Raw genomic sequence first — 12,023 nt, 5'->3', positions numbered from 1 at the left:
GTGGTCTTTCTGTTAGTATGTTCTACTTCAATTAGTAATAATTCTAGGAGTGATAGAATGATTTCTTTAAATGGAAAAAATGCAATAGTTACTGGCGCAGGAAGAGGCATTGGGCGTGCTACTGCTATCGCCTTGGCAAAAGAAGGCGTTCATTTAGGCCTAATCGGCTTAAATATGTCTAATCTAGAAAAGGTAACTGCTGAACTAGCACAATTTGATATAAAGGTTTCTGCTGCAACAGCAGATGTGACGGACCTTGAATCCGTTACCCATGCTATTGAACATATCAAATCAGACTTAGGCCAAATTGATATCCTAATCAACAATGCTGGTGTTGCTAAATTTGGTGGGTTCCTTGATCTAACACCAGAAGAATGGGAAAAAATCATCCAAGTCAATTTAATGGGTGTGTATAATGTAACAAGAGCAGTATTACCAGATATGATCGAAAGAAAATCAGGAGATATCATTAATATCTCTTCTTCTGCTGGCCAAAAAGGTGCTCCTGTTACAAGTGCTTACAGTGCTTCTAAATTCGCTGTTTTAGGGCTAACAGAATCACTTATGCTAGAAGTAAGAAAACATAATGTCCGTGTTACTGCTTTAACACCAAGTACGGTCGTTACAGATTTAGCCATTGATACAAATCTTGTTAAAGGCAATGAAGAAAACGTGATGCACCCAGAAGACCTTGCAGAATTAGTCGTGGCTAGTTTGAAATTTAATCCAAGAGTATTTGTCAAAACAGCTGGATTATGGTCAACAAATCCATCATAAAACAAAGCAGATCCAGTTGGGTCTGCTTCTTTAGTTCGTACAAAATACGCTTAATACACGTTAACTTTTAAGTTCTATAAAGTGACTTGAATTTGGATAAAGGCTTTCATTTGAAAATCCTAAAGAAGTATAAAATTTACCAGCCTGTTCCGTATCTGTATGAAGCACCAAAATTTTATAATCTCTTTTTGCTTCGTCAATTATTTTTTTTATCAAAAGCTTTCCTATACCGTTTCTCCTATACTTTTTACTAACATAAAACCTTCTCACCCTACCAATAGATTGTTCGTTTGAAAATGGATCTTTATTTAATCCACCAATAGCAACAAGGACCCCTTCTTCATTAAACACTCCCTGAGTATGCAAATACGTACTCAGAGTTTCGGTGATTATTGAATAATGAAGGAGCTAACTGCAAAAAGGAACAGCTACTTATTAGGTTGCTCTTCCATTTTTCGTACAGACATAAGAGTGCTGATCACATAGCCCCAGGCTGCTTTTCATATTCTAGCCTGCTTGTGAACTAAGTCACTCCATGTGTAAGTTCATGCCTAATCACATCCAGTGTGTTTGTAAAACCCTACAAAAATAGTTCCCTTATTAATACATGATAATAATGATTACTGGTCATGACTCATACCTCATAAAATGGATCTCCGTGAACTGATATTCTGCCTTTTGCTCATAATATTCCTTTGCAGGGACACTCTATTATCAAAATAAACTTCTTCAGGTTGGAGAGTGTCAGAAATGAAGGTTTTATCAATGATCCAGCCATGGGCAAGCCTTTTTATCCTTAGAGAGGCAACATATGAAACAAGGTCATGGAGAACGAATTATCGGGGGCCACTTGCCATTCACACAAGTAAAAAAATTGATAAAGACGTCGTAAATCATATAGCCATAAAGTCTTTGCTTGGTAAGCATGGATACACACCAGAGAATCTTCCAACTGGCCAGATCATTGCTGTATGCAAACTTGTAGATTGTTTGAAGGTAAATGAAAACAATGAGACATGGGCCATTCTGGAGGATGGTCGAATCGTATCAGGGAATGACTATTTTATGGGTGACTTTATAGTGGGAGGTTATGCTTGGGTAGTTAAAGACATGCAGATGTTGGATGAGTTCATTCCAGCTAAGGGAAAGCTAGGATTATGGGAGCATGATTTAATTTTATAGGAGCTGATACATTGGTATCGATGCGCAGAAATCAGCCCCTTTTTATTTCTCATGCCCTAATAAACTCTGTATCAATAAAAGAGGTGCTTCATTATTGATCATATTAGTAGCGTAGCTATAACGTAATTGGTGGTCTTATAGATGAAAAGTTAATATATACTGTTTTTTTACATTTTCATCAGATAGATTTATTAATTATTTCAGGAATGCACCCGATTGTGGAATAACTCATTAGGAATGCTACCCTTGACTAGCTAGCTCAGATGGTAAGATTAACCTATCCGTAAAATAGTATTAAACATTCTAGGATTATGTTTTTTAAACGATTGGATAAGTTCCTCACCAAATATAGTTATGGTCTGTTCCCAGGGATGACCTAACAATCCCCAGTTGAATTCCTTTTGTATAAAGAAGTAATAATCCCCATCAGGAAAAATAGGTATTATCCACTCATCAAATTCTTCGTCTTTTGGAAACTCTAAAAAGGGATTGACCCAGTATGAATGGTGTTGCCAATCTAATGCATAAAAATATTTATCATTATTCGTTAATTCTTTAAATGCAAACAATGATTTCTCTTCAAGGTCTTTATAAATCTCATTAAATTCTTTAAAATCTCCTGACCAATTACTATAAACTGAAATATCGTATGTAATGAATGGGCTTGGTAGTTTAAAAGATGGAAATTTAGTAATACTAGGTTTGAATTTAAAATCTTTATAAACCTTTCGCCATACTGCTTTTTCTTCTGATTTACTAAGTTCAATCCAATTATTAATGTTTGATCCCCCCAAAACACTGCTCATCAATAAGGTTAGCAATACCATTTATGCCCTTAAATTCAATACAAAGAGCACTTCTCCTTCTTGAAGAAAAGCACTTTTAATGGAACAAGACAGTGATTTGCTACTGACAAGAAACGGACCAATTGAAGGCTAGAAAGTCTTTCTGAATATCAGGTATCATACCGTTGTTTATACAAGCACTCTTTGCGTGATCAAATGAGTTAACATTTAAAACGATACCTATTATAAGTAACGATAGGATGATTACTGGAGCTAAATAAGTTTTTCTTTTCATTTTCATACAAAAAACCTCTCACTTTCTTTTTAAATCTATCCAACAATCGCACCCGATTGTTGAATAAGTGTTTTAAAGCTCTTTTTCCTTTCTTTCAACCAATGTCCAAATTACATAGATCAAAATCGACACAGATAATACAATCAAAAAGCTATTGGAAATTAAATTAAAATCTAATTCGTTCGTTGTTTTAATAATTTCTCCGTTTTTACCAGATTCATTTATAGTCAACCCATTATAATCAAGGAAGAAGTAAGAAAGGATGACTCCAATCACTAACCCTGCTATTATTGAAATCCAGAATTTCATAATAAACATCCCTCTTTCCAGTCACTATTCATACAAAGTTATTTCTACTTCTTGAAGAAATGCACCCGATTGTTGAATGAATTATTTTTTTAGTTTAATTACATTACAATGCTTTAAGACATGTAAGTTTAAAACTTTTAAAGCTTGAGGAGAAACAACTAATTCTAAATTCTGAGATAAACAGAAGTCTTCTTGTGACCAATTATTATATGTATCATTATTTATAGAGACTTTACCTTTTGGAATAAAACGCTTGAAATTTGGAAGAATCTTGTTAGGATAAAGTTCTTGAAATAAATCTGATTTAGTTATTTCAACTTCTTCAAATATATAACCATTTAACTGACTATATTGAATTGAATTTGCAAGCTCTTGAGTAACTATAAAACTAGGAGTTGATTCTAGCAATTCATCTCCTAACCAACCTTCGAATTCATAATTTAAATAAGATATTAACTTTATCCCATTTTTATATGTTTCATTATAATAGGTTGTTCTTTCACCCAGCCCGCCCGCTACTTCTGGTTCTAATAAATACAGAGGCATTTTATCTCCTTTAAATATCTAAATTATAAAAATTGCATTTCCTTCTCGAGAAATGCCCCCCATTGCGGAATATAACCATTCTGATTTGTTGGAAGCCATATCGCTAATAAATAGAAAAGCAAAAGTGGAAATATATCTATACTTAATCTAAATATATCAATTATATCGGATTTTTAAATCGTGCTAAAGCTTCAGGTACAAGAGGGTTTTCTTCCAATGGAACATCATCCTCCATTACATAATGCATTTCACGGACTTCTTTAGCCTGTTCAGATTCACTACTCAGCATTAGTTTTCGATATGGTTGCAATTTCATTTTTAAATAACTCAACTTTAAATTAGAGAGAAGAGACTGATTATCTAAGTAATTAAAAACCTCTTTTCTAGCTTGTTCAGATTCTAACTGGATGGTATTTTGTTGATGGGCTGCTCTGACCATTTGAAGATTTATATTACGTAACTCTACATAATCAATTTCAGTAACTTTTACAGCTTTACTTGTTTCTTGTACTTTTTTTGTTCCAGCTTCAACTGCTTTTTCAATGTTTTCTTGATCTTTAACAATTGATTCTGTTGTTTCAATGAATTTAATAAGAGACTGATTTATTTCTGCTGAAGTGTTAATTTTACTAAACTCATCTTTTACTTCTTGCAACAGCCTATATAATTTCAAATAATTTTTTTTAGTTTTAGATTTAACCCATTTATATCCTATAAAAGCAATGCTATTTACTGCACTATTGTAACTGTTTACTAATAAAGCGACATAGTGTATATCTTTAAGAGAAGGTATCGTGCCGTCATCTAACATAATTAATTCATCTTCGGATGGGGCAAAAGTAAAATAATAATATTTGTTACCCCTAATATAGAAGATAGAAGGAAATACATCCGGTTTTTCATTCTTAACATTAAATTTATCTAATGAGGTTTTTATATGTTTAGGTAAAGTGTTAATTGAAAGCATTTTTCCTCCTAATTCTTAATTTTTTTCATGCTGATAAAATTCTTATTATTCACTTCAAATTCTCAAGTATTTCAATCTTTACACCGCAATTCTTCACATTTGTTTAATATGTTCCATAAAAAAAGAGTTAATCCTTCTTGGATTAGCACAACCGATTTTGTTGAAGAAAAGACAATTATAATTCAGTGAAGTTATTGTTCTTTAATATACTTAAAGCCAATCCTAACATCAACAATTCCATAAACAATAGCAGCGAAGAATCCTATTATGGCAAGATCAACTGCTTTATAAATTATCCCTATTAAAGAACCAAATAAACCATGGAGTAGTATATACATCAATAAACTGAGATTCGTGTAATCCCCCCACTTTTTCAACAAAAACTCTAAACAATAGGATACATAACTGCCAAAGACCAAGATAATAAAACCGGCATATAAGAAAAATATAATAAAAGAACCTATAATTTCTGGACCTAGTGTCTCCCCTTCGAAAAAAATAACTATCAATAAAATGATACTGACAAATAGAGTGGCACAAAATGTTGCCACTATCTTATTTCCTCCAGGTACATTCTTCATTTTAAATCTCCTTAAATTGTTCTATTCCTATTTTAACGTTTATTACCTGTTTTTGTATGTACTTAATCAAAAAATGAAAAGACACCCATTTTGGCAGCCGAAATTAGATTATATCACCCGTTTGTTGAATATGGTAAAACCACTTCATTCATAAAATTCCTAATTAAAAGCTATTAATTCATAGCCCTATTCCATGTGAATATATCCAAACATATTCAAAATAAAAAAGAACGAAGATAGGCTTAGTAAGCCACCTAATAGAATTGCTACTGAAATTCTACTAAATGGATCTAAATGTAATCCGAGAATAATTGCAACTAAAGCTTCTAACTTTTTAATTAGTCCTTCTTCTTTATTAACCTTTTTAAAAATAAGGAAAATCCCATTACCTAATAGGCATATTCCTGTAATAAATATTAGAATTATAATAATCGGAAGCAATATTATAAATACCTCATCTGTTTCCCTAATCTCCGCCTCCAATTCCCTTTCCCGTCAAAATAAATAAATACATGGTCACAAGTAAGTGTTTTTCCGTATCATTTGAATTTATCATTTTTAACATAATAAAAGGCATTTCTTTTTACAGAAATGCACCCGATTGTTTAGTAAAACGTCATTTTGTTACTTTTATAATCATCTACTTATTGTTTATTAAATTTCTCCTTTTGCAAAAGGGATAAAAACTGCATATGCAGATGCAACAAATACAATCCAAAAAGTAAGTGAAGTAATGCGGTCTTTTAACATAGGACTCTTTTTACCTAAAAAAGAATAGCAAATCAAAGTGAATATACAGAACAAGAAAAAAGATAATCCGAACCACACAATGCCTACATTTCCTAAATAAGCAATGCCTACATTTTCATAAACATTTCTTAAAACATTCTCAGTAAGAAAGAATCCAATTAATAAAAAGACAAGTATCTCAATTATAGTGGAAATATACATCTTCAAATTAACCAAAAAACTCAGCCTCCTCAGGAAAATTCATCTTAATACATTTTACCATAATTTAGTAAAGTGTATTATGTTCCTCATTATTCTTAAGAATACTCTTATTCAACAATCCTGCAACGTTTGTTAAATAAGTTCATTTAAAAGTGCGTTAATCCTTCTTGAATTAACGCACCCGATCGTGGAAGTTATATTAGATTAATAAAAGCTGCTCATAGGCAGCTTAATGGATTTAATCTTCTTCTATACAAGTTACAGCGAATATTTTCACATTCGAATTCGTAGATTGGATTATATTTTTAGCTTCTGCTATTGTCTTTGCTTTAACGTTACGATAATAAGTAACACCTTGAGGACATTTATATTCGACCTGAAAAGAAAGCTCTTTATCCAAAACAATCCCCCCTTATGGTTGTTTTGCTACTATTTTATCAACCAATCCGTATTCAACAGCTTCTTTAGCCTTCAAGAAATAATCTCTCTCTGTATCCAATTCTATCCGTTCTAGAGGTTGCCCTGTTTGAGAAGAAAGTATTTCATTAAGCTTTATTCTATGTCGAATGATCCGCTTTGCACTGATTTCAATATCGCTAGCTTGCCCTTGTGCAGCACCTAAAGGTTGATGAATCATAACTTCACTATGAGGTAGTACGATACGTTTTCCTTTAGTTCCACTAGAAAGTAAAAAAGCTCCCATTGAAGCAGCCAACCCAATACATAATGTACTAACATCTGGTTTAACATATTGCATTGCGTCGTATATACCCATTCCAGCGGAAATGGAGCCTCCTGGGGAATTAATATAGATGCTGATGTCTTTATTAGGATCATCAGCTTCTAAGAAAAGAAGTTGCGCAATAATTGTATTTGCTAAAGAGTCAGTAATTTCTCCTGTTAAAAAAATAATACGATCTTGAAGAAGTCTTGAATAAATGTCATATGTTCGCTCACCTTTATTTGTTTGTTCTACAACATAAGGGATTAAATTCATTAATTTCCTCCTCCTTGAAGATTAATAATCGATTCGATATTTTCTTTCTAGTGAAGAAACTGTAGATCTATGACTATAGGTAATTGGCTTATAACTTGTAAATTCATTATTGTTTGTTTTTATCGAGCAAAGTTCTTTAATTTTATTTGTTACTTGTTCGTTTATCTCATAATCATCAAGGTAGGAATCTGTAATTTTAATTGGAATTTTGTATTCTACAAATTGATTGTCTGAAGGCTTACAACTGATTTTTATTATTTTCTCACCAACATCTATCGGGTTCTCTGTATAAAGCTCAATCGCTAAACTGATCACATCTCGTTCACCATATAAGTAAATGAGATTGTTATAATCTTCGTAATAACCATTTAAATTGGTCTCCCGATACATACCTTCTGGCAGCTCAATATCTATCATAATTTCTTTTCTTTCAGGAATATGCACCTGAATTAATAGGTGATTTATGCCTTCTTCATGTTCCATAACTGGCTTTTCCAATTCAATGTTTATCATTTTGTTTTTCTCCACTCAAGATATTTGTAATGGAATGAATAACTTTTTGTTTGGTTTCTACTGAAATATTCTTGCTTATTGTTATATAAGCATCTTCAGTGATTTTATGGGTCTCATGGTTCAGTACATTGGAAGATTCTAAAAAACCTATTTTCTTTCCGATCTCTTGTATCTCTCCTATTGACAAATTAGTTAATCTTTCTTGTATTTCTTTTAAACTAATTCCTGTCTTTGAAAGTGTTCTTATAGCTCGTAAGTAATGTAGATGTGTATCTATATATACCCTTTTGTTTCCAACGAGTTCTAATGGTGGCAACATCCCTATTTGTGTGTAATAGCGAATTGTGCGGAGATTTATACTTTTGTCTTCTTCTTGAAGTAATTCGGCAAGTTCCTTTGCAGTATAGTTTGCCATAATATCATCCTTTCCTTATACATTTCAGTGTATTATTAACAGTTAGTGTATTAATTACATCTTACTGTAACTATATAAAAATGTCAACAACTGGATATAAAAAAAGATTCAAATTCTGCTTTCTAACTAACTATTCTTATTCAACAATCTGGCCCGTTTGTTGAATAACAGGAATAAAAAAAGACTCATATTAAATGAGCCTTTTAAATAAAATTTATTTGATTCCGATAAATTATGAATAATCATTCCGGCGAATTTTGAACAGACTCCGTTTAATTATGAAAAATACATCAATCCCCAACAGCAGCGTTCCGATCTACTACATCATGAACAAGGAGTACACCTAGTTGGTGGTGTTCGTTTTGATAGAGTGACCCTTGAACGAATCGAATCTCGCCATCTAAATTAAGAACTTCTAGCTTGCAGTATGCAGCGTTGATTTGAAGGGCTCGGTACAAACTTGATTCGTGAGAAAGTGTGACTCCATTTACTTTTACAATGACTTCGCCAATCTTTAATCCCATCTTTGCAGCGGGTGTCCCTGGTACTACTGAAAGGATCATAACTCCTTGATCTCTTGGTACAAAGTGTGATGGTCGCGTATCATCACGTTGGCTCGTTACGAGTGTAATGAGTTCTCGTCCTGCAAGACCGGCTGCGATAGCTATAGCAATTAGGAGCGGCAAATTATAAAAATGACCTACTGCTGCAATGCCTGTTACAATAAATCCTAAAATCAAAACTTGTCTGCCTAGATGTTTAATCGCTTCTTCCGGCAGTGTATGTGTAACTAGCTGGCGATATCCGATGGCAAACGGTACGAGGAAGAATGAGAATCCTACCGCACCCATCGGAAACAAAGGCCACCAATCTAAAACAGGAATTGAGCCTACAGGTAAAACTAAAAACTGAGGAACAATCCAAAATCTCGTAGCTTCATGTGCACCAATATAATGTCCTCGTTTTCCTTTGAACAGCCGAGGAGAAGTGCGATCTGCACCTTTCCATATGACCAGTATCCCTTCTTGAATCAAAAGAACACCAATAACGACTGCTAATGAATCAAGTGGCGTTTTTTGAACATCTACAATCCAACGATCTAGAAAAGAAATTCCGAGTTGAAATTTTGGAAGCAACAAACCAACAACTGCCGCTAAACTCACAGCGTATGCAGGATTCATAAACCTTGTTTTAAACGTTAAGCCTAAAGCCACATACACGACACCGATTAAAGCAATCATCCCAAGCGGCAATGTGACACCAGCAGCCACAAAGATTACAGAACCGATGAGTCCGATCAGAATGCCTGGCAACAATGAAAATATTAAATTATCAATGACGGGATGCACGCGCACTTTAAATTCTTTTCTCTCTCGTTTCACACGTTTTAATCCAATTAAGAAAGCAACAAGAATAAAACCGTAAAAAAGCGGGTGTAAAAAAAGCAGCAGCATGCCCTGAAGTAATTCTTTCACAAAGGTGTCTGTCATGTGCGGTCTCTTCCTTTCTCATCTTTCAATTCATCCACTTTTTCTTCAATACGTTTCAATCTTCTATCCGTACTCACAGCTCGCTTCACTAATAAACCAACTCCAACGATGATGGCAATCAGAATTAAAAACATTACCAGCTGATAAAGCACATCTCCAACATTCAATGACTGCATATTGTCTACCCCTTTAAGCATGACAAAGGATTTTATCTTTTAAATCATTTGATTTTCTGTTTAATTTGATACTCACCATAGAAACTATTCAGGGTTTTATTTGTTTTTTGTTTTTTGTTAAGACTTCTCTGAATAGTTGATTGGAGCGCAAGGTGCGAGACTCCTGCGGGACAGGCCGGCAGTCCGAAGAGTGGAAGTGGCTCGTTCAGCTCCGACTAGCAAAAGTTGAATGGATTTGAAGGCGCACTTTGCCTTCTGAGCCATTTAACTTTTGACCTCGAGGAGCTAGCCACTGCAACTTGACAGGTGAGACACTTATACGTGAAACGTACGAATGTGGCTCACCGCCTGCCCCGCGGAAAGCGAGCAACCTGGAGCGCAAATCAACCTCTTTGAAGTCATCGTAGCACTACACAAAAAAATTCCGTAGAGAATAATTTCCTCTACGGATAGTATTCGTGTTTCAGTTGTTTTTTCCTGCCATAATCCCTTATTTTGCAAGCAATTCAATCGCCGTTTTACGCTGAACATCGTTCTTATCATCACGGATTGAATCGATCACTTTTGACTCCATCTTACCAGCTGTCTTCGTATCTACTTTCCCTGTTGCTGGTAAGTCGTTCGCACGCTGGAACGCAGTTACAGCAGCTTGCGTCTTTTCATCAAAGTATCCATCTTCTCTACCCGTCTGGAACCCTAAACCGTTCAACATCACTTGAGCGTTCTTCACTTGCTCGTTGTTCATATCAAACTCTAACGCTTTCTTCTCAACTGTGATCGGGTTTGTGTAGAAGTAGTCTGGCTGCTTCACTTCAAAAGTAGGCTTTACCCCTTTTTTGTGAATCCAGTTTCCATCCGGTGTAAGCCACTTAAACAGTGTAAGCTTGATGTTCGACCCATCACCAAGATCGATCGATTGCTGAACAGTCCCTTTACCGAACGACTTCTCACCAACAAGATCATAGTTTCCTGCTTCTTTTAGAGCAGCAGCTAAAATTTCAGACGCTGATGCACTACCTTTGTCGATCAAACCGATGATCGGATAATCTTTCTTTTCTTTTAACGTAGAAACATAACGTTCTTTATTTCCTTTACGGTCTTCGATCTGAACGAATGGCTTTTTCTCAGGAATGATCTGACGAAGAATGCTGTCAACTGCTTCTAGATAGCCTCCTGGATTACCACGAACGTCAATAACTAGACCATCAATCTTTTCTTTTTCTAACTCTGTTAGCTGTTTCTTGAAATCAGCTCCCGTTTTTTCTGAGAAAGATGTGATTTCAAGTACACCGATTTTCTTACCTTTTACTTCTTCAATATCAGAGTAAACCGTCTCGATCGGAATCTCATCACGTGTAACTTTGACTGGCATTACATCGTTAACGCCTGTACGTTTTACACCAAGTGTTACGACAGAGCCTTTTTCACCGCGGATTTTTAATACGGCTTTATAGAGATCGAGTCCTTCAACACTTTTACCGTCAATCGTGATGATTTGATCGTTTGGCTTGAGTCCTGCTTTTTCAGCAGGTGAATCTTTGAACGGTGCGACGATCGTAACTTTACCGTCTACCATGCTCACTTCTGCCCCAATTCCTTCAAAAGAAGAATCGAGTGATTGTGAGAATTGACTTGCTGTTTCTTCATCCATATAAACCGAATATGGATCTTTTAACGTTTTGACCATTCCTTGAATGGCACCTTCAAGGAGTTTGTCACGATCAACATCTTCTACATAACGAGAAGAGATGATCTCATACGTCTTCTGAAGCTTCGCAAACTCTTCGTCGTTGTCGACTTTCGTTGCGGTCTTCGGAAGATCGTTTACTTCACCGTTCTGAACATACTTCGAATCGTTTCCAAACAGTGCCATCGAACCATACATGCCACCGGCACCAACAAGCAAGGAAAGAACAATCAGCAGGGCCAACATTTTTTTATTTACGTTCATTCTGCTCACCTCGTTTTTGCAGGAAAAGGCATCACACCCTGCAAAGTGCGATGCCTTCCATTGTAAGAGTCTTTAGGCAACAGCCTGT

16 protein-coding genes and 1 pseudogene are annotated in these 12,023 nt (G+C 34.9%); 2 read left to right on the top strand and 15 right to left on the bottom strand.

What is annotated here, in order from left to right; genetic code table 11:
- The first annotated feature begins 57 nt into the window (after positions 1 to 57).
- Entirely contained in the window at positions 58 to 777 is a 720-nt protein-coding gene (locus IHV09_RS10020) for a 3-ketoacyl-ACP reductase (RefSeq protein WP_197264405.1), read from the top strand.
- Positions 778 to 837: 60 nt separating this feature from the next.
- On the opposite strand, the gene IHV09_RS10015 is transcribed toward IHV09_RS10020, so the two are convergent.
- The gene (locus IHV09_RS10015; RefSeq protein WP_231618248.1) at positions 838 to 1,143 is read right to left on the bottom strand and encodes a GNAT family N-acetyltransferase; all 306 of its coding nucleotides are present in this window, start codon (positions 1,141 to 1,143) and stop codon (positions 838 to 840) included.
- 384 nt (positions 1,144 to 1,527) lie between these two features.
- On the opposite strand from IHV09_RS10015, the gene IHV09_RS10010 reads away from it, so the two are divergent.
- Complete coding sequence (locus IHV09_RS10010; RefSeq protein ID WP_197264404.1) at positions 1,528 to 1,959, top strand: ASCH domain-containing protein; 432 nt, start codon at positions 1,528 to 1,530, stop codon at positions 1,957 to 1,959.
- A gap of 45 nt (positions 1,960 to 2,004) precedes the next feature.
- On the opposite strand, the pseudogene IHV09_RS10005 reads toward IHV09_RS10010, so the two are convergent.
- The 14 genes and pseudogenes from IHV09_RS10005 to IHV09_RS09940 form a co-directional block, all read right to left on the bottom strand.
- Positions 2,005 to 2,091, bottom strand: a pseudogene (locus IHV09_RS10005) (tyrosine-type recombinase/integrase); the annotation flags it as partial.
- 140 nt (positions 2,092 to 2,231) lie between these two features.
- Positions 2,232 to 2,738, bottom strand: coding sequence for a DUF2716 domain-containing protein (locus tag IHV09_RS10000; RefSeq protein WP_197264535.1), 507 nt, complete (start codon positions 2,736 to 2,738; stop codon positions 2,232 to 2,234).
- Positions 2,739 to 3,111: 373 nt separating this feature from the next.
- Positions 3,112 to 3,348 carry a hypothetical protein gene (locus IHV09_RS09995; protein ID WP_231618247.1) on the bottom strand — a complete coding sequence of 79 codons (237 nt, stop codon included), beginning with the start codon at positions 3,346 to 3,348 and terminating at the stop codon, positions 3,112 to 3,114.
- A gap of 81 nt (positions 3,349 to 3,429) precedes the next feature.
- A complete protein-coding gene (locus IHV09_RS09990) occupies positions 3,430 to 3,894 on the bottom strand; it encodes a hypothetical protein (protein ID WP_197264403.1) in 465 nt (154 codons plus the stop codon).
- 160 nt (positions 3,895 to 4,054) lie between these two features.
- Positions 4,055 to 4,861: a hypothetical protein gene (locus IHV09_RS09985; protein WP_197264402.1), complete on the bottom strand. Its 807-nt coding sequence runs from the start codon at positions 4,859 to 4,861 to the stop codon at positions 4,055 to 4,057.
- Between the two features lie 191 nt (positions 4,862 to 5,052).
- On the bottom strand, positions 5,053 to 5,442 hold the full coding sequence (locus IHV09_RS09980) for a hypothetical protein (protein ID WP_197264401.1): 390 nt from the start codon (positions 5,440 to 5,442) through the stop codon (positions 5,053 to 5,055).
- A gap of 654 nt (positions 5,443 to 6,096) precedes the next feature.
- Positions 6,097 to 6,408: a hypothetical protein gene (locus IHV09_RS09975; RefSeq protein ID WP_197264400.1), complete on the bottom strand. Its 312-nt coding sequence runs from the start codon at positions 6,406 to 6,408 to the stop codon at positions 6,097 to 6,099.
- A 223-nt stretch (positions 6,409 to 6,631) separates the two neighbouring features.
- A complete protein-coding gene (locus IHV09_RS09970) occupies positions 6,632 to 6,793 on the bottom strand; it encodes a hypothetical protein (RefSeq protein ID WP_197264399.1) in 162 nt (53 codons plus the stop codon).
- A 12-nt stretch (positions 6,794 to 6,805) separates the two neighbouring features.
- Positions 6,806 to 7,390, bottom strand: coding sequence for an ATP-dependent Clp endopeptidase proteolytic subunit ClpP (clpP, locus tag IHV09_RS09965; RefSeq protein WP_197264398.1), 585 nt, complete (start codon positions 7,388 to 7,390; stop codon positions 6,806 to 6,808).
- Positions 7,391 to 7,411: 21 nt separating this feature from the next.
- Positions 7,412 to 7,903 carry a hypothetical protein gene (locus IHV09_RS09960; RefSeq protein WP_197264397.1) on the bottom strand — a complete coding sequence of 164 codons (492 nt, stop codon included), beginning with the start codon at positions 7,901 to 7,903 and terminating at the stop codon, positions 7,412 to 7,414.
- A complete protein-coding gene (locus tag IHV09_RS09955; protein ID WP_197264396.1) occupies positions 7,890 to 8,318 on the bottom strand; it encodes a MerR family transcriptional regulator in 429 nt (142 codons plus the stop codon). Before IHV09_RS09955 ends, IHV09_RS09960 begins: the two co-directional genes overlap by 14 nt.
- Before the next feature lie 290 nt (positions 8,319 to 8,608).
- Positions 8,609 to 9,808 (bottom strand): PDZ domain-containing protein, encoded by a 1,200-nt coding sequence (locus tag IHV09_RS09950; protein WP_197264395.1) that lies wholly within the window; start codon positions 9,806 to 9,808, stop codon positions 8,609 to 8,611.
- Positions 9,805 to 9,984 carry a DUF4083 family protein gene (locus IHV09_RS09945; RefSeq protein WP_153237408.1) on the bottom strand — a complete coding sequence of 60 codons (180 nt, stop codon included), beginning with the start codon at positions 9,982 to 9,984 and terminating at the stop codon, positions 9,805 to 9,807. Before IHV09_RS09945 ends, IHV09_RS09950 begins: the two co-directional genes overlap by 4 nt.
- 490 nt (positions 9,985 to 10,474) lie before the next feature.
- Positions 10,475 to 11,935, bottom strand: coding sequence for a S41 family peptidase (locus IHV09_RS09940; protein ID WP_197264394.1), 1,461 nt, complete (start codon positions 11,933 to 11,935; stop codon positions 10,475 to 10,477).
- Positions 11,936 to 12,023 lie beyond the last annotated feature (88 nt).

It is taken from the genome of Fictibacillus sp. 23RED33 (assembly GCF_015903925.1).
GTDB lineage: Bacteria > Bacillota > Bacilli > Bacillales > Fictibacillaceae > Fictibacillus > Fictibacillus phosphorivorans.
The sequence above is the reverse complement of the archived record's forward strand: the minus strand, read 5'-3'. Positions and strand labels throughout refer to the sequence as shown.

Excerpts from the sequence above, each read along its gene's own strand:
- clpP (WP_197264398.1), bottom strand. The coding sequence starts at position 7,390 with ATGAATTTAATCCCTTATGTTGTAGAACAAACAAATAAAGGTGAGCGA.
- IHV09_RS09940 (WP_197264394.1), bottom strand. The coding sequence starts at position 11,935 with ATGAACGTAAATAAAAAAATGTTGGCCCTGCTGATTGTTCTTTCCTTG.
- IHV09_RS09995 (WP_231618247.1), bottom strand. The coding sequence starts at position 3,348 with ATGAAATTCTGGATTTCAATAATAGCAGGGTTAGTGATTGGAGTCATC.
- IHV09_RS09955 (WP_197264396.1), bottom strand. The coding sequence starts at position 8,318 with ATGGCAAACTATACTGCAAAGGAACTTGCCGAATTACTTCAAGAAGAA.
- IHV09_RS09945 (WP_153237408.1), bottom strand. The coding sequence starts at position 9,984 with ATGCAGTCATTGAATGTTGGAGATGTGCTTTATCAGCTGGTAATGTTT.
- IHV09_RS09985 (WP_197264402.1), bottom strand. The coding sequence starts at position 4,861 with ATGCTTTCAATTAACACTTTACCTAAACATATAAAAACCTCATTAGAT.
- IHV09_RS09980 (WP_197264401.1), bottom strand. The coding sequence starts at position 5,442 with ATGAAGAATGTACCTGGAGGAAATAAGATAGTGGCAACATTTTGTGCC.
- IHV09_RS09960 (WP_197264397.1), bottom strand. The coding sequence starts at position 7,903 with ATGATAAACATTGAATTGGAAAAGCCAGTTATGGAACATGAAGAAGGC.
- IHV09_RS10020 (WP_197264405.1), top strand. The coding sequence starts at position 58 with ATGATTTCTTTAAATGGAAAAAATGCAATAGTTACTGGCGCAGGAAGA.
- IHV09_RS09990 (WP_197264403.1), bottom strand. The coding sequence starts at position 3,894 with ATGCCTCTGTATTTATTAGAACCAGAAGTAGCGGGCGGGCTGGGTGAA.
- IHV09_RS09950 (WP_197264395.1), bottom strand. The coding sequence starts at position 9,808 with ATGACAGACACCTTTGTGAAAGAATTACTTCAGGGCATGCTGCTGCTT.
- IHV09_RS10010 (WP_197264404.1), top strand. The coding sequence starts at position 1,528 with ATGAAGGTTTTATCAATGATCCAGCCATGGGCAAGCCTTTTTATCCTT.